Below are 16,623 nucleotides of genomic sequence, written 5' to 3'. Positions count from 1 at the left end.
GTCTTTCAGACAGCTGTCGGCAATCTTAAATTTCTCTTAAGAAAAAGGAGTCTTTCCAGGCTATGCGAAAATAACAATAGCGGTCCAGCACTCTAAATCATGGAGGAAGATACAAATCATGACCCGAACCATACTGTTAGTGGATGATGATGCGGATATTTGCGCGCTTATTAAGCTTTTTCTGGATCAGGAGGGGTATGAAACTGTTACTGCTGCGGACGGCATTGAGGCCCTGGCTTATCTGAAGCAGCAGGAGATTCATCTGGCCGTTGTCGATTTGATGATGCCCCGCATGAACGGAATCGAGCTGCTTCAGCAGCTGCGGACCATCTACCGGCTGCCGGTTATTGTTCTGTCTGCCAAGAGCGAAGACAGTGACAAAATACTGGGCTTGCGGCTCGGAGCCGATGATTTTATAACCAAGCCCTTTAATCCGCTGGAGGTCGTTGCCCGGATTCATGCCATGCTGCGCAGGACCTATGATTTCAATGTTCTCCCTTCAAGCGGGCTGTACCCGCAGCAGCTTCAGTGCGGTGACCTGCTGCTGGATCAGCAGGACTGTCTTCTGTACCGGAAGGGAACTCCGGTCCCGCTGACTGCCATTGAATACAGGTTGATGCAGACACTCATGAGCTCACCCGGCAGGGTGTTCACAAAAAAACAGCTTTTTGAGCAAGTCTGGTCCGAAACCTATGCCGAAGACGCCAACACGATCATGGTTCATATCTCAAGGCTCCGCGATAAAGTGGAGGACTCTCCCCGGGAACCCGTCTATATCCAGACCATCCGTGGACTTGGCTATAAATTCACGAGAAGGGCGGAGCAACCGTGAAGCAAAAGTCCCTGTTCCAATCGCTGATGAATTCTTTCATTCTGCTCTCCGTCACCATGGGGGGGCTGAATCTGGCCTTCGTCCTCTACATGCTCCGCCACGCTGAGATTGATATCCATATCACCCTTCCATGGCTGCTCGTCTATCTTATATTGTTCGGCGCTATTATCGGGGGATACAGCCTGTGGACAGCCAGCAGAATAACGAGTCCCCTGAACAAAATCTCTGAAGCCATTCGGCAGATGAGACAGGGGTCCTACGCTCAGCGCCTGGAGATGGCGGGCAGCTATGAATTCACGATCATCCAGCAGCAGTTTAATGACATGGCTGCCCAGCTTGAACAAGCCCAGGCCAACAACCGGCAGCTGGAGGAGACCAAGAAGCAGATGCTGGCGGACCTGTCGCATGATCTGCGGTCCCCGATAGCCTCGATCCAGGGTTACGCAAGGCATTGCACATTGGCATGGTGAACAATCAGGAAGAGCAGCGTCGTTATCTTGAACTGATCTACCGTAAATCCGTACATATGAGTCATCTGATTGAAGAGATATCCAATTTAGCAAAACTGGACAGCCCTCACTATCCTTTGGCAGCCGATTCGGGGGACTTGGCGGAGCTGATACGGGAGATTGCGGTGGAATGTTACGAAGAGCTGGAAAGCAAACATATGCAGCTTGCTGTAGATGTGCCGGAAGCATGTGAGCATGGGGTCTTCGACATCCATCTGATGCGGCGCGCCCTATCCAACCTGTTGATCAATGCCGTCAAGCACAATCCCCCCCATACCTGCATAACCCTCAGACTGGAGCAGATAGAATCACAATTCCTTATTTTTGTCATGGATGACGGTCCCACTATTCCGGAACATCTGGAGCATAACCTCTTTAATCCTTTTGTACGAGGAAGCCAATCACGGGGACAGGAAGAGGGTAGCGGACTGGGGCTTGCCATTTCAGCCCAAATCGCGCAGCTGCACCGCGGAAGCCTAACTTTGCGAAACCTTCCGGGGCATAAGCAGTTTATCCTCTCCCTGCCCTTCAGCCGCCCACCACAAACGCATTTATTCAAAAAAAGTAACTAGGTAACATTCATTACACTACTTCCCTTTCAAAAGTGGGTATGTATATACTGGAGCAGGACAGGGAAAACTACTGCCTTGTTCACTTCTTGATTCAGTCCATTCCAGAAGGAGGAGAAATTTACTGTGAGCTATACCCATATGTCGACACCTTTTACTTACAAAGACCTCATTTTGAAAAATAGAATCGTTATGCCCCCGATGTGTCAGTATTCCGTTGAGGCCAAAGACGGTGTGCCGAATGATTGGCACTTCGTGCATTATGTATCCCGCGCGGTCGGCGGTACAGGACTGATCATCATGGAGATGACCGACGTTGAACCGGACGGCCGGATTACCGATTATGACCTGGGGCTGTGGTCTGACGACCAGATCCCGGCTTATAAGCGGATCATTGACGAAGTTCACAAATACGGCACCAAGATCGGCATTCAGATTGCCCATGCCGGCCGCAAAGCCGAAGATGCTGCTACACCGGTTGGCCCGTCCGACATCGGTGTAGGCGGAGAATACAAACAGCCTAAGGCGCTAACAACCGCTGAAGTCAAAGATATGGTGCACAAGTTCCGCGAGTCTGTACGCCGGGCGGTTGAGGCCGGCTTTGACACGATTGAGCTGCATGGAGCACATGGTTATCTGATTCACCAGTTCCACTCTCCTGGCATTAACAACCGGGAAGACGAATATGGTCAGGACCTAGCGCTGTTTGGCGTAGAAATTATTAAGGCTGCCAAAGAGGTCATGCCGCAAGGTATGCCGCTGATTATGCGTGTATCGGCTGTAGAGTATATGGACGGCGGTTACGACCTTGACCATGCTATAGAAATCTCCAAGCGCTACCGCGATGCCGGCGTTGACATCTTCGATATCTCAACAGGCGGTGAAGGACCGATCGGAACACAGCGTCAACCGGGTAACTACCCTGGCTTCCAGGTACCGTTCGCCCGCAAAATCAAGGAAGCCCTTGGTGTCCCTGTGATGGCTGTCGGTATTCTGGACGATCCGCAGCTCGTGGAAGCTGTGATTGCCAATGAGGATGCCGATCTGGCAGCCGTAGGACGCGCGATGCTGAAGGACCCGTACTGGGCACTGCACGCCCTGGAAGCTGTCCAGCAGCTGCAGGCACCGCCTGTCGCGTATGAACGGGCATTCCCGCGTGTGAAATAAGAATATACTCAAATATATAGCCCCGTGGAAGTTTTATTCCACGGGGCTTTTGCATAAGTCCGTTCTTGCTGTGTTAACCTGGAATTCGGACTCCGGTAGTATTGTATTCTAATCCTCTGCTCTTGCTCGAACGGACAGGAGCGAGTTCAGCTGCTCCAGCAAATTGCCGCCACCGGTTAACGAAATACTACCGATCCGGTCACAGATCTTCTCCAGGAACTCCAGCTCCTTCAGACGGTATAAGGTGCCGTTCTCATCCATCAGCTTCGCCGTATTCAGCAGACTGCGCGTAGAAGCCGTCTCCTCACGCCGGGTAATCAGATTAGCTTGGGCTTTCTTTTCTGCCAGCAGTACGGTATTCAGGATATCCTTGATTTCCCCGGGCAGGATAATGTCCTTCACACCTGCAGACAAGAACTGGACACCATATTCACCGCCCCGCTCCTGCAATCGTGACAGCACAAACCCGGCGACCTCCTGCTTGCTGCGCAGCAGATCATCCAGCTTCTGAGTACCAACGTACTCCCGCAAAATCAGCTGCAGCGTAATATAAACCTGTTCTTCAAATGCCCGGAAATCCAGCGCACGCATCGGATCAAGAATCCGGTACTGGCAGACAAAGTTAAGCCGCAGCGTAATCTTATCCTCCGTCATCATTTCCTGGCCGATCAGGTCAAGCTGCTGCCGGCGCAGATCCAGATTACGGACAGCGGCATGTACCGGTCCTTTCCAGAAGTAATATTTGCCGGGCGGCAGCTCTTTCTGGAATACGTTGTTGTAAAACAGCATGCCGCGCTCATAGCTGGCGACTTCATGGGCATAACAGCAGCCTGCCGTTTTCGTTAGCACACTCCTGTCGATCGTGTCGGCGACCGCCGGCTCCCGGATATCTACATGGACGAAACGATGCTCCTTCAGCACCTTCCAAAAGACATATCTCCCGGGCTTCAGCAGCTCCTTGAAGGTACCCTCCTCGTAATGAAGCACATATTCGTAGTCCTCCACCTGTACGACGTCCAGCTGTTCACGCAGGTCCGGGTCGTTCAGATACAGGTTCAGCTCTTTTCCCGGTGCGAATGGTTCATCCAGCTTCATGATCTGGACCGTCTCTTCCTGAAAGGAACGCAGCCGGTAGGTTCCAGGCATTAACAGCTTCACATAGCTCCCTTTCCGGTAGAGCAGCCCGCGTTGATCGTTCATTATATTCATCTTTTGGAACAGCATATATATTCACTCCTTGAAAATAGATCATCCTACTTCATTGTCATGCTTATACAATGGATCTGCGACGAATGAAGTCTGTGCCTATGTAAATTTCAATAACCTGCTATTATGCATCTTTTCATCCGGAATCTTACAGAGCATTCCTCCATGACCGCAGGCGGAGCTGCGCTTCAGGCATAATAAACCATCCTTCACTCCGGGCTTCGCCGTCCCGTCATCCTGCAGCCCAACTTCGGCACAGGGAAGATCAGGCGGCTGCAATCCATGATCAGGATGCTGATCGTGCCGGTATCCGCGAAGCTGCAAAGCCTTGGCCATGGTTTACGTCGTCGTGACCGCAACCGGAATGCACCTTCAGATTCACCTCATGTTCTCATTCGATTGGAAGTCGAATTGTCACCAACATCGTTCCCATAACGATTGGGGAATCGAACCCCGATTAGCAGATTGAGCCGCTGCAGCACTGCAGGATACCTCGCCTGATCAGGCAGGCACTGCTGGATTCTCTCGAAATCCCTGCCTCGTCAGTGTCCAGCGTGTCATCAACCTCCCTTATCATGCCGGATATACAGCCTTTCGAACATGGCGCAAGTATTACAACAGGCCCTTTTATACAAAAAACCACCGGATCAGGTCTTGACCTGTATCCGATGGCTCATAATTAATTTCAAAAACTCTCTTCAGATAATGCCATTTAACTGTTAGTTCCCGTAAAAGGCAACCAGCTGACGTACAATCTCTTCCTTGTCGAAGTCAACCACTTCCTGATGCTGCGTCTTCGAGAACAGCTGAGAAATCTCTTCCGGAAATTCCTGCTTGATGCCTGTGAGCGCGATCGCTTCATCGAATTTGGCCGGATGGGCGGTTGCCAGTGTAATGCCAACCTCTCCTTCGCCGCTGAAACGCTCGTAAGCCGTAATACCGCAGGCTGTATGCGGGTCCAGCAAATATCCGGTATCCTTCTGGTAACGGCCGATCACTTCCAGGCACTCATCATTGCCAGCTCCATAAGCGGCAAACTCCTCCTGTACCCGCTTCAGATCCTCTGGTGAAATCACAATTCTGCCTTCGGTCTGCAGCTGGTTCATATAAGCAGATACTTTAGTTGCATCCTCACCCATCAAGTAATACAGATAGCGTTCAAAGTTGCTCGCAACCTGAATGTCCATGGAAGGGCTGTGAGTGCTCTTGAATTCCCCTGGCTGGTATTCGCCTGTCGTGACGAAGCGCTCAAGAATGTTATTCTCGTTTGTAGCAATAATCAGCTTGTGTACAGGCAGACCCATTTTCTTGGCCAGGTAACCGGAGAATACATTACCGAAGTTGCCGGACGGGACGATAAAGTTCACCTTCTTCTGCTGATCAGCTGCTTCCAAATGCAGATAGGCGTAGAAGTAATAGACCGTCTGCGCAAGAATCCGGACAAAATTAATGGAGTTGATAGCACGCAGATGATGCTTGGCTTTGAAGTCCAGATCGGCGAACAGTTCCTTGATGACCTTCTGGCAATCATCAAAATTGCCTTTGACGGACAGATTCAGCACGTTATCGTCGGCTGCGGTCGTCATCTGCAGCTCCTGTACCTTGCTTACTTTCTGGTGCGGGTGCAGAATACTGATCTTGATACCTTCCTTGCCGCGCACGCCCTGGATTGCAGCTGCTCCGGTATCCCCCGAAGTTGCGCCCAGAATATGGATGATCTCGCCGCGCGTTCTGGACACATAAGAGTAGAACTCACCAATATATTGCAGGGCAACATCCTTGAACGCAAAAGTCGGCCCGTGGAAGAGCTCCAGTACATACTGGTTATCCTTCAGCTTCACCACCGGGGCTACTTCCGGACTGCGGAAACTTGCATAGCTCCGGCTGACCATGGCCTTCAGGTCGTCGGCTGGAATCTCGTCATTGGAATACAATGAGAAAATTGCCAGGAACAGCTCCTCGTAGCTCAGCTTCTTCCACTGCTCCAGCTGCCCGGCTGTAACGGCTGGAATTTCTTGTGGAATCATCAGGCCGCCATCATCGGCTAGTCCCATCAATACGGTGTCAACAAAACCTTTTGCTTCTACTTGTCCCCTTGTGCTGATATACTTCATGGTCATCCCCCTGGTATAGAATCTTGGCATCCGTTAGTGATTTTCTATCTATCTTACATGGACTTGCCGCCGTTACCAAGCACTTTTTCACAAAAAATGAATTCTTTCTGCTGTTGTTCAGAAAACAACGATCCCATGGTACAATGGCAGAACTGGAAACAAGCTGCTATCAGCTGTATATAGCTATTTCTCTTGAAAGGTATGAATCTCCGGAATGAATGCTTCGAAGGCGCTGAAATCCTTTAACTTTTTGTATTTTGCCATGCTGTCCTTGTTCATCCCCTTCCTTCCTCTCTACCTGGATGAACAGCAGATCAGCTCTTCCAGGATCGGCCTCATTGTCGGAACGGGCGGTATTGTGACTCTGATCGCCCAACCGCTGTGGGGCATGATCAGCGACCGGCTGCGGACGATAACCAAAGTGATGCTGCTGCTCCTGATCTTCGCTTCCGTAACAGGATATTTTTTGTATGATTCCAGCAGCTACCCGATGCTGGTGCTGTTCGCCATGCTTGTCTATTTCTTCGTCATGCCAATGGACCCGCTGACCGAGAGCCTGAATTTTCGTGTCGCCGAGCATACCGGTGTCAGTTACGGCTCTTTCCGCACCTACGGGGCACTCGGTTATGCCGTAATGTCACTGATCACAGGTTATGTCATGTCCCGTTTAGGTACCCACAGTCTGGCCTGGCTGTTCGGAGGTACAGGCATCGTCAGCTTTATCATCTGCCTGTTTCTGCCTGATGCGCCTGCTTCCGGCAAGCCGCTTACGCTGAGCAGCCTGCGCAGCTTTCTCGGCAGCAGGCAGACGCTGCTTTTTCTGATACTGGTGCTGATCAGCTCGATACCCGCCCGCATGAACGATACCTTCCTTGGTGTCCAGATTGCAGCTTTGGGAGGAAACGCCGAGCTTCTGGGTCAAGCCTGGTTTCTCGCTGCAGGCAGCGAAATCGTCGTCTTCGCACTCAGCTTCTGGTGGCTGCGAGCAGGCCGGGAACTGATTACCATCTCCATTGCAGGCGCCTTTTACTGCCTGCGGTTCTTCCTTTCCGCCTGGATCACGGACCCGCACGGCCTCGCTTACCTGCAGGTTCTGCAGCTGCTCACGTTTCCGGTCTTCTACTCTGCAGCGATTCAGTACCTGTACCGGATTGTGCCTGAGGAATGGCGGGCGACCGGCCAGACCGTGCTTGCTCTTCTCTTCTTTGGCATTTCCGGGATCGTCGCTTCCTATATAGGCGGCGTCCTGTTTGACCGGTTGGGCGGTCAGAACGTATATATGATCATCTCCGCCATGTCCCTGGCCGGCACGCTGTTTGGTTTATTTTTATACCGTACATACGGGTCAACTGGCGGGTCAACCGGACAAACTCAGGGCAGCCAGCAGCAATAGCTGCAGGAGAAGTTTTTCCTCGGCGCAAAAAATTGTTAAAATAGGTTAGACCTGCGTTAGAACCGATTACGACTAACGTCAGAATCCGAACAGCCTAAGACTTACCTAAACTGAATAACAGCAGCTTTTTAAATTACGGAATGAATCCCATAAAGAGAGGAATTTTTTACACATGATCATTAAACCAAGAACTCGCGGCTTTATCTGCACCACATCACATCCTGTCGGCTGTGCCCGTCAGGTCGAGGAGCAAATCAACTACATTCAGAGCCAGCCTGAGATCACAGGGCCGCGCAATGTACTGGTAATCGGCGCATCGACAGGCTACGGCTTGTCCGCACGAATTGCTGCTGCTTTTGGCGCAGGCGCCAACACGATTGGCGTATACCGTCCAAGTGCCGGCAGCGAGAAGCGGACCGCATCCGCAGGCTGGTACAATTCAGCCGCATTCGAAGAAGCCGCCCGGAAGGCCGGCCTGAAATCGTTCAGTGTCACGGGTGATGCCTTCTCGGACGAGACCAAAACCCATGTCATTGATGTGATTCGTGAGGAATTGGGTCAAGTAGATCTGGTCGTCTACAGCGTAGCTTCGGCACGCCGCACCGACCCGGCCACTGGCGAAACCGTTAACTCGGTTCTAAAGCCGATTGGGCAGCCTTACACGAATAAAACCGTAAATTTCCACAGCGGTGAGGTAACCAGCATTACGATCGAACCCGCAACGGAAGAAGAAATCCGCAACACGGTGACCGTCATGGGCGGTGATGATTGGGAACGCTGGATTACCCAGCTGCAGGAAGCAGGCGTATTGGCGGAAGGCGCCAAGACCGTATCCTTCTCCTATATCGGGTCCGATATTACACAGGCTGTGTACCGCCAAGGCTCCATTGGACGTGCCAAGGATGACCTGGAAGCAGCAGCAGATCGACTGACCGGCAAGCTGAGCAGCATCCATGGTAAAGCCTATGTGACCGTCAGCAAGGGACTGGTCACCCAGTCGAGTTCGGCAATTCCGGTAGTGCCGCTGTACATCTCGGCCTTGTACAAGGTGATGAAAGAAAAAGGCCTTCACGAAGGGACCATCGAACAGATGTATCGTCTGTTCTCGGACCGTCTGTACAGTGGAAGCGAAACACCTGTGGATGAGAAAGGACGCATCCGTATTGACGATTGGGAGCTGCGTGAGGACGTTCAGGACGAGGTGAAGCAGATCTGGGAGCAGGTTACGAGCGATAACATCAACGAGCTCTCCGACCTTGAAGGCTACCGCCGTGAATTCTTCCAGCTGTTCGGCTTCGAGACGGAAGGAGTCGACTACGAAGCAGATGTGAACCCGGACGTACAGGTTCCGAACCAGCGATAAAAGTCAGAAAAGCCCGAATGCATCTGAGATGCATTCGGGCTTTTTATGGTCCTGTCGAACCTGCATTACCAGTTCTTCGCAATAAACTCGTCCCGGCCGGACTTGGCTCGGTCTGCCTTATAATGTTCCCGTTCTTTCTTATGATAATCCTGGTGGTAGTCCTCCGCACGATAGAAGGTTTGGGCAGGCAAAATCTCGGTAACAATCGGCTTGTCAAAACGGCCGCTCTCGGCTACTGCTTTCTTGGAGGCCAGTGCCAGCTCCTGCTGACGTTCGTTGTGGTAGAAAATGGCCGTCTTGTATTGGCTGCCGCGGTCATGGAACTGTCCGCCTTCATCTGTCGGGTCAATCTGCGGCCAGTACAGCTCCAGCAGCTTCTCATAAGGGAAAATCTCCGGATCAAAAGTGATCTCCACTACTTCATAATGGCCGGTAGTCCCGGTCTTCACCTGTTCATAGGTCGGATTCTCGACAGAGCCCCCTGTGTACCCGGATACAATACCATGAATGCCGGGCAGCTCTTCGAAAGGTGTCACCATGCACCAGAAGCATCCGCCTGCAAAAGTCGCCTTTTCCATATATATACCTCTTTCTCTATTACGCTGATATAAAAGAACTCCTCCAGTATAACAAAGAAGCGGTCAGCGGGACAGACCATGTAGGCAGTCCCTTCCTTCTCAGAATCCGCTAAACAGCAGATTGCGGTACGGATAGCGGCTGAACGGATACTTAAAAGTCATGGCGACGCCCTGCTCCTCAATCTGGATGGTGCGCAGAGCCTTCGTCCGGACCAGACTGCGAACCATGATGCATACAGCCTTCCGGTCCTTGCAGACAACTGCTCTGGCCAGAGCAGCGGCGAAAGCACGGTTACACGCCAGCTCCCGGTAGAGAGGCAGCAGTTCTCCTGCCATCGTCCGGTGCACATGGGTACTGAACGTAAACTGCACCATACCTGGCGGAATGGTCGTTCCGTTCGTGTAATAGCTTTCAGGCTGTGCGGTCTTAAAAGCGACGAAGTAGCCAATGCCGTTCGTCCCCACATCCTGCCTCCCAGCCTGCGGCGACACCCGCTTAAGCAGCCGGATCAGGTGGTCGAGGTCAGCGGCGGTTACCGCTTTGCTCCAAGTGCTTGCATACCTGCTGTCCCTGCGGATTGCTGCATAGAACGGCATCATGGCCCCGGCCACCCCTGTCAGGGTGTGTGCCAGTCGTACCGCAGATTGATTTCCGGTCAACCCTCTTCGAGCTTTCCATGTACTTTTCACTGCCACTGTACTCCTCATCGTGCATCTCCCTTCTTCCCATACGGATCCGCCAGCACTTCATGCCTGCTGCTGGTGACTGGTTCTGCTGTATGGTATGAATGGACAGGCGCGGAAGGAATGGGCTTTATTTAAAGGTCATTGGAGTTCCTTTGACGGTAAGGACCCGCTGTGGACGATCTACCTGTACCTTTGAACCGTTGCCAAGCTGGCCGGACTTATTATCGTACCCGTACACGTATAACTTGCCGCCTGTGATCCAGTACATATTACTGCCCTGTGCTTCAGCAAACGTTACATTACGGTAAAGCCCGCCTTCTCGCAGTAAGCTGGCTGTGTAACCCATAAACAGCATTTCATTCGAAGTTGTTAATGCAAGTGCTCCATTGCTTGAAGCAGTGACACTGCGGAAACTCAGCTTGGTACGTGCTTCCGTCACTTCGTTGGCTGTAATTCGAATCGGCTTTTCCGTAATGTTCATTGGGCTTGGCAGCTGCTGCGTCATTCTGTAGCTGATCTGGCGAGCAGAGTTATCTCCCCACGCCCACAATCCGCCCTGACGATCTATAGCGGTCAGGAACTCACCATTTGCCCGAGCCGCTGACAGTGCAGTGATATTCTTTAGCCCTGCCATCGTCTTGGCTGTCGTCTTGCCCTCCACGATCGCGTTGCTCCAGAACATAACCGAGCCGTCTTTCTTCACGGCATACCCTCTCGTTCCGCTCATCGATACATTCACAGCATCGCTGATACCGGAAATTTGCCGGTAATGATTATGCACATACACTTCAGCGTTAACCCCCGCCCAAGCTACACCGCCCAGCTGATATACTTTGCCGGTTGTCGTGAGCACAGCGGCGCTTCGATCCGTAACGTCTATATCCCGCACTGCTTCTGGGACAAGTGAAATTCGGACCGGCGCGGCCGTTTTCACCTTCATGCCCAGCCATTGCAGATCTCCCCAGCCGTACAATTCACCCTCATTAGTGATGTAAAGGGAGAAGCCTCTCCCGGCAGCTGCCTTCTTGACTTCCCCCTCTGTCGCTATACGCACTGGTGACAGAATTTCCGGTTTGCCGCTCCCATCAATCTCCTGATTGGCATTACTGCCCCAGCCGTACAAAGCTCCCTTTTGATTGAGAGCAAGCACGTGATTCTCTCCGGCTGAGACGGACAAGGGCTGGGCAACCGATGCAATAACCGATGGTCGTGAAGGGATCGGCACAGCGGCACTGATGCCAAGCTGCCCTGAACGATTTGCTCCCCAAGCCATCAAGGTACCATCCGACTGTACACCCAGCATGTGACCGGCATTACTGGTTGAGGAACTGCTCGCAGCCACCATTTTCATCCCCTGAAGCAAAGTTTCAGGCTCATCGGCCAACGTACTGTATCCCTGGTACCATCGGTAATATTGTCCGTTCTTTTTCTGGATATAAGGTACGTTATTGTACACATTAGCTGCATCTCCGGACACTTTCCCAGGTTTTTTTACGAATGTAGAGCCTGTGTCCAGATAAGACCAGAATTCATTGTTCTGCGTAATGAATACCGGGTAACCTTCAATAAACGCCATATCCCGCACCGCCGGAATACCGCTTAACAGCTCCGGTATTTTCGTTTGAACAATCTCAAACATATATTTTGATAAACCGGACTGATTAGAACGGTCCTTATTGCTCGCCTGCTTCGCGCTCGATATGATGCTCATATTTCCCCATGCCCATACCTGACCATTACGCTGCAGAGCCATAAATGTATTTCCGTAGAGACTGTGGGATCCTGCGGATATTTTCACAATTTGCTGCAGGCCTGCTGCCTTGGCAAGCTTGATAGAGAGTGCCGCTTTTTCATTCGCTGCAGACATCGTCCAGGTATATACAGTTCCGTCCTTTTTGAGAATCAGACCATTGCCGTCATTGGCAACTGTAACAGCAGCTGCATCCGCCACCTTGCCAATACGGGTTAATCCCCTGTAATCCCATTCCCAGATCATGCCCTCCGCAGTCAGCGCTGCGCCAGCTCCCCCATTCGCCGCAACCTGGATCACATTCTTCACAGAGGTTACCGGCTTCGCCAGCCGCCAGACCGTTGAATCACTGCTCTTACTGCCAGGTTCCGTCAGGGATGATGGGAGATGGCCCCAAGCCCACAAGGTACCCGCAGAATCAACCACATAGGACGCCTGATCACCGGCAGCTATACGAGCCGCCAGACGATTCCCTTCCATGGCCAGAACCTGCGGGTCATAAGACACAGCATCCAGGGGATGATCTTTATATTTTGCATATTGATCGACAGGTTCCTTATCGAATAAATCCGGGTTGGGTGCAGGCACTTGGATTGGGAACTTCCTCATATTTCCGGCCTGCTTGCCCTGATCATTCTGCAGAACGATGGACAAATCGTGATTCTTAAGCTTGGTCTCATCAACCGGAGGAGTGACCAGAATAAAATAACCTTTGTTGTTTACTGCCGCTCTGGTCTCGGACAACAGGATCTCCTTATAGACCTTGCGGTTGTTGACTGTTTCAAAATCTCCAGTGGATAAGGTAATTGTTACCTCCTTTCCTTCTGAGCCGATCGCAAGTCCTTCAATAGTCAAGCTTTTATCCGCATTCTGCACTTCGTGAAACTCAAGCCAGTCCTCTTGATCTGCTGCAGCAGCTGCAGAAGGAAGCACTGCCGTACCTGCCAAGCAGAAAAGTACAAACAGGGTCAGCCACTTTCTCATGTTCCTCTCTCCCCCATACCAAATTGTGATTTATTGAGTCGAATTTCTATGTACAACCGCGCAACAGCGGTCTTTTTATATTATCGGCATCCGTGATGACTCTGTTAATTTCAGGGATTAACACCATTCATTGTGCTCCCCCAATGTCTGATCTTATTGCCATTCAGCACTCTATTCTTTCAAGCCCTTCCGCACCTTTCCCTGATCTGATATAGTAATAGGAACATACATTCGAGATAGCAAGGGAGAAGCGTTATGCCCATAACTATAAATCCTGCCGCGATTGGGGTGGCCGGGCTGGTCCTCCTGCTCCTCTTGATACTGGCTGTACGTCTAGTCCGCAGCAGGCAAAGACGTATCCGCCGTGAAGCCAACCCGCGTAAAATCACCTTGCGGGATATCGATCTGATGGAGGATGGTTCAGAATTCGAGCTGTACCTGTTCCGCCTGTTCAGTGAGCTGGGCTACAGTGAGGTTTACCAGACGACAGCCAGCCGCGACTTCGGGGCAGATCTGGTCTTCACGGACCGGGAGGGGCGTCGTCATGTGCTTCAGGCCAAACGGTACAGCTACAGTAATCCTGTTGGTCTTGGAGCCGTCCAGGAGGTCTATACTTCCATGCGGTATTATGAAGCCGAGCGTGCGATCGTCCTGACCTCGGGAAGATATACCGAGGCCTGCCGCACCCTCGCCGCTGTGAATGGAGTGAAGCTGCTTGACCGGGAGGACCTGGAAGATCTGATCAGCCTGTTTAAAGGCAGGCGCTACGGGGAAGCCATGAATGTGATTGAAGAGCTGCCCGAAATCAAGGCTCCTCATTGGAGACCCCGGAAGAACCAGCGTTAACCTGACAAGGCTCATACCGTCTCAGGCCCTTTTCCGTCAAAGCCAAAAGAAGAGGACAGCCCGCGCTGTAAGCGAGGCTGTCCTCTTCTCCCGGGATCAACGACCCCTCTTCCGTTACCTTTAATCGATAAACATGCTGCTGGTGAGAGATACTTCTGTTAATCGGCGGCTATCCTGCCGAAAATTGAATGTTATTACGCAATCATCGGATCGATAAGATACAACATGCTCATTATTAGAAGACTGAACGTCCCCTTCGCCGAACAGTTCGGCTACATCCTGCTCATGAACTTCCATCTGTACAGGTACAGCGATCGTCAGCAGAATGCCATCATAAACTTCCAGACGGTAGCTCCCGAATCGATAAAATCTGGACGGATGGTCATCGCTGTATTCGGGCACCGCGGTCTGGACCTTGTCTTTCATATAATCCTCATAGACAACGCCAACGGGAATTTCACGGTAGTGACCGGTTTCGAGCGATTCCTGGAGCTCTTTCAAAAACACGTCCTTGCCTTGAGCAACCATACCCATTCTCCTCCCAAAGTCTGACTCCCCATTCATTACCCAACTTGGGCAGGCTTTCTAACTGTCATTGCCATACAGCCGTTTGGATTTATCGGAATCACTCATGCTACAATGGAGCGCAGAGCTTCGGAAATAAGCGAAGCATACTAGACTTGGGGGAACATGGATGACGATTCAACCTTCTTTTCAAATAAATGCACTGTACGAGGCCCGCTTGATCTCAAATGAAGAGCTGGCCGGATTGCTCGCACTCCTGCCGCAAACCCTGCTGCTGTATGATGACGGGACCCGTGTGGAGCCAGAAGATTTCCGGCGCTATGAGGACCCGCCTCTCCAAGGCGAACAGGCTGAAGCAGCCCAGGAGCTGTATCGCGCGGTCGTCGCCCTGTGCCGTGAATATCCGGAACCGGAACAATACGAGACAATCCAGGACTGTCTCAGTCTGCAGTTCGATCTCTGGCAGGCCGGGATGTTGAGCCTGCATGCCTGGACCGGCTGGCTGGCTGCCGCAATTCAAGGCACGCAGCCCCTGCCTTCTTATGACTACACAAAATTGCTGGGCAGCGTCCCTGAAGGATATATGATTCAGGATTATCACGATGAACTGCTGTACAGACTGGAGCAAAATTCCGAGGATGCCTGGGCGAATCAGCAGATCCGTCAGCTGTATGAACAGCTTGGCGTGTAGAAACAGGACTTGACAAATGGTGTTTTCCCACAAAAAGAATTGATAATTACATCGATATTTGCTATAATCAAATCTAAACGTCAATATTCTATTTTAGAAACTGGAGTGAATCGATATGAAAAAAGGAATCCACCCTGACCTTCGTCAAGTGGTCTTTATGGATATCAGCACAGGCTTCAAATTCCTGAGTGCTTCCACAAAGTATTCCAACGAAACTATTGAATGGGAAGACGGCAACACTTACCCATTGCTGAAATCCGAGATCAGTTCTGCTTCCCACCCGTTCTACACAGGTAAGAGAACAATCCTGGATGCAGGCGGTCAAGTTGAACGCTTTAAGAAGAAATACAACCTGTAATTTTACAGCTGTGTTCGTGAATAATCCTCATTGGATGAGTCCCCAAGCTTGTGTACAAGCTCGGCCGGCTTCTCTCGTGGGGATTTTTTGCGTCTGGTAATCTACTCTTTTCAGAATAAATATGATATACTTTTACCCGCTTGTTAAGCGCTTACATCTTTGGAGTGACTTAGAAGGAGGCTAATCATGCTGAATGTACAAGGCAAGTGGGCATTAATTACGGGCGCAAGCCGCGGCGTAGGACGCGAAACGGCTCGCTTCATGGCTCAACAGGGCTGCAATCTCATCCTGCACAGCAGAGATGTCAAGCATACAGCATCTCTGGAGGAAGAAATCCGCTCCATGGGTGTGCAAACTTACAGCATCAGCGCTGAGCTGGGGAACCACGAAGAGGTGACCGCGATGCTTGATGCAATTGAGGTTCAGGGCACACAGGTGGACATTGTATTCAACAACGCCGCCGTACAAATCGCCTATCGTACCGATTTCTGGAATACACCTGTGGAAGACTTTGAAGCCAGCTTTCGGATCAACTTTATTTCGGTAGTAACGATCTGCAATCGCCTTATTCCCGGGATGCTGGAACGCGGCTTTGGACGTGTGATCAATACAACCAGCGGCATTATCAATGAGCCTGAACAAGCCGGATATGCAGCCAGCAAGGCAGCACTCGATAAATTCACCAAGGATCTGTCCTCACGCCTGGAGGGAACTAACGTGATTCTCAGCCTGACCGATCCCGGCTGGTGCCGTACCGACCTAGGCGGGCCGCAGGCTCCCAATGCGGTGGACAGCGTGATCCCGGGTATTGCCATAGGTGCATTTGTGAATGATGGCAGGAGCGGCCGCTTTTTCCACGCCCAGAACTTCGTCGGCATGGATCTTGAAGAAGCTGTAACCAAGGCGGAAGCTCAGGAAGCCCAGCGTTACGTCATCTGATCTTATCCAAAACCCAAAACCCTCTGCCGATGAATTGAAGTGCACCCCTTAGAATAGACATTGGAAAAACCCCCTGGTTATTCCGATGAAATCTAAGGGGTGCATTTTTATG

The 16,623-nt window shown here is 51.5% G+C and carries 17 protein-coding genes; 10 read left to right on the top strand and 7 right to left on the bottom strand.

Annotated features, from left to right (window positions below; all coding sequences use genetic code 11):
• The first annotated feature begins 118 nt into the window (after positions 1–118).
• From Q5741_RS20755 to Q5741_RS20740, 4 genes are all read left to right on the top strand, one after another.
• Positions 119–832 (top strand): response regulator transcription factor, encoded by a 714-nt coding sequence (locus tag Q5741_RS20755; protein ID WP_305026022.1) that lies wholly within the window; start codon positions 119–121, stop codon positions 830–832.
• Between the two features lie 26 nt (positions 833–858).
• The gene (locus Q5741_RS20750) at positions 859–1,302 is read left to right on the top strand and encodes a HAMP domain-containing protein (RefSeq protein WP_305026021.1); all 444 of its coding nucleotides are present in this window, start codon (positions 859–861) and stop codon (positions 1,300–1,302) included.
• A complete protein-coding gene (locus Q5741_RS20745) occupies positions 1,299–1,913 on the top strand; it encodes a sensor histidine kinase (protein ID WP_305026020.1) in 615 nt (204 codons plus the stop codon). The genes Q5741_RS20750 and Q5741_RS20745 overlap by 4 nt, the downstream gene beginning before the upstream one ends.
• A gap of 138 nt (positions 1,914–2,051) precedes the next feature.
• Complete coding sequence (locus Q5741_RS20740; protein ID WP_305026042.1) at positions 2,052–3,077, top strand: NADH:flavin oxidoreductase/NADH oxidase; 1,026 nt, start codon at positions 2,052–2,054, stop codon at positions 3,075–3,077.
• Positions 3,078–3,185: 108 nt separating this feature from the next.
• Here Q5741_RS20740 and Q5741_RS20735 read toward each other — a convergent pair whose 3' ends face one another.
• The 3 genes from Q5741_RS20735 to thrC all read right to left on the bottom strand — a co-directional run bounded on the left by Q5741_RS20735 (position 3,186) and on the right by thrC (position 6,397).
• Positions 3,186–4,298 carry a slipin family protein gene (locus Q5741_RS20735; RefSeq protein ID WP_305026041.1) on the bottom strand — a complete coding sequence of 371 codons (1,113 nt, stop codon included), beginning with the start codon at positions 4,296–4,298 and terminating at the stop codon, positions 3,186–3,188.
• A gap of 84 nt (positions 4,299–4,382) precedes the next feature.
• Positions 4,383–4,619 carry a hypothetical protein gene (locus Q5741_RS20730; protein WP_305026019.1) on the bottom strand — a complete coding sequence of 79 codons (237 nt, stop codon included), beginning with the start codon at positions 4,617–4,619 and terminating at the stop codon, positions 4,383–4,385.
• Positions 4,620–5,002: 383 nt separating this feature from the next.
• Complete coding sequence (thrC, locus tag Q5741_RS20725; RefSeq protein WP_305026018.1) at positions 5,003–6,397, bottom strand: threonine synthase; 1,395 nt, start codon at positions 6,395–6,397, stop codon at positions 5,003–5,005.
• 214 nt (positions 6,398–6,611) lie between these two features.
• On the opposite strand from thrC, the gene Q5741_RS20720 reads away from it, so the two are divergent.
• Both Q5741_RS20720 and fabV read left to right on the top strand, forming a co-directional pair.
• A complete protein-coding gene (locus tag Q5741_RS20720; protein ID WP_305026017.1) occupies positions 6,612–7,790 on the top strand; it encodes an MFS transporter in 1,179 nt (392 codons plus the stop codon).
• 172 nt (positions 7,791–7,962) lie between these two features.
• Complete coding sequence (gene fabV, locus Q5741_RS20715) at positions 7,963–9,153, top strand: enoyl-ACP reductase FabV (protein ID WP_305026016.1); 1,191 nt, start codon at positions 7,963–7,965, stop codon at positions 9,151–9,153.
• Between the two features lie 65 nt (positions 9,154–9,218).
• Here the strand turns inward: fabV and msrA are convergent, their stop codons facing one another.
• The 3 genes from msrA to Q5741_RS20700 all read right to left on the bottom strand — a co-directional run bounded on the left by msrA (position 9,219) and on the right by Q5741_RS20700 (position 13,152).
• Entirely contained in the window at positions 9,219–9,731 is a 513-nt protein-coding gene (gene msrA / locus Q5741_RS20710) for a peptide-methionine (S)-S-oxide reductase MsrA (RefSeq protein WP_305026015.1), read from the bottom strand.
• Between the two features lie 99 nt (positions 9,732–9,830).
• On the bottom strand, positions 9,831–10,421 hold the full coding sequence (locus Q5741_RS20705; RefSeq protein ID WP_305026014.1) for a hypothetical protein: 591 nt from the start codon (positions 10,419–10,421) through the stop codon (positions 9,831–9,833).
• 124 nt (positions 10,422–10,545) lie between these two features.
• A complete protein-coding gene (locus Q5741_RS20700; RefSeq protein WP_305026013.1) occupies positions 10,546–13,152 on the bottom strand; it encodes an RCC1 domain-containing protein in 2,607 nt (868 codons plus the stop codon).
• Positions 13,153–13,407: 255 nt separating this feature from the next.
• Between Q5741_RS20700 and Q5741_RS20695 the strand changes: the two genes are divergently transcribed.
• Positions 13,408–13,998 carry a restriction endonuclease gene (locus Q5741_RS20695; protein WP_305026012.1) on the top strand — a complete coding sequence of 197 codons (591 nt, stop codon included), beginning with the start codon at positions 13,408–13,410 and terminating at the stop codon, positions 13,996–13,998.
• Positions 13,999–14,118: 120 nt separating this feature from the next.
• Here Q5741_RS20695 and Q5741_RS20690 read toward each other — a convergent pair whose 3' ends face one another.
• A complete protein-coding gene (locus tag Q5741_RS20690) occupies positions 14,119–14,526 on the bottom strand; it encodes a hypothetical protein (protein ID WP_305026011.1) in 408 nt (135 codons plus the stop codon).
• 166 nt (positions 14,527–14,692) lie between these two features.
• Here Q5741_RS20690 and Q5741_RS20685 point away from each other — a divergent pair, with 166 nt between their 5' ends.
• The 3 genes from Q5741_RS20685 (at position 14,693) to Q5741_RS20675 (ending at position 16,511) form a co-directional block, all read left to right on the top strand.
• Positions 14,693–15,214, top strand: a complete 522-nt coding sequence (locus tag Q5741_RS20685) for a hypothetical protein (protein ID WP_305026010.1) — start codon at positions 14,693–14,695, stop codon at positions 15,212–15,214.
• A gap of 115 nt (positions 15,215–15,329) precedes the next feature.
• Entirely contained in the window at positions 15,330–15,572 is a 243-nt protein-coding gene (locus tag Q5741_RS20680; RefSeq protein WP_305026009.1) for a type B 50S ribosomal protein L31, read from the top strand.
• A gap of 186 nt (positions 15,573–15,758) precedes the next feature.
• Positions 15,759–16,511 carry an SDR family NAD(P)-dependent oxidoreductase gene (locus Q5741_RS20675; protein ID WP_305026008.1) on the top strand — a complete coding sequence of 251 codons (753 nt, stop codon included), beginning with the start codon at positions 15,759–15,761 and terminating at the stop codon, positions 16,509–16,511.
• The last annotated feature ends 112 nt before the right edge of the window (positions 16,512–16,623 follow it).

The sequence above is a fragment of the Paenibacillus lacisoli genome (assembly GCF_030580655.1).
In the GTDB taxonomy this organism is placed as follows: Bacteria; Bacillota; Bacilli; order Paenibacillales; family Paenibacillaceae; genus Paenibacillus; species Paenibacillus lacisoli.
The sequence above is the reverse complement of the archived record's forward strand: the minus strand, read 5'-3'. Positions and strand labels throughout refer to the sequence as shown.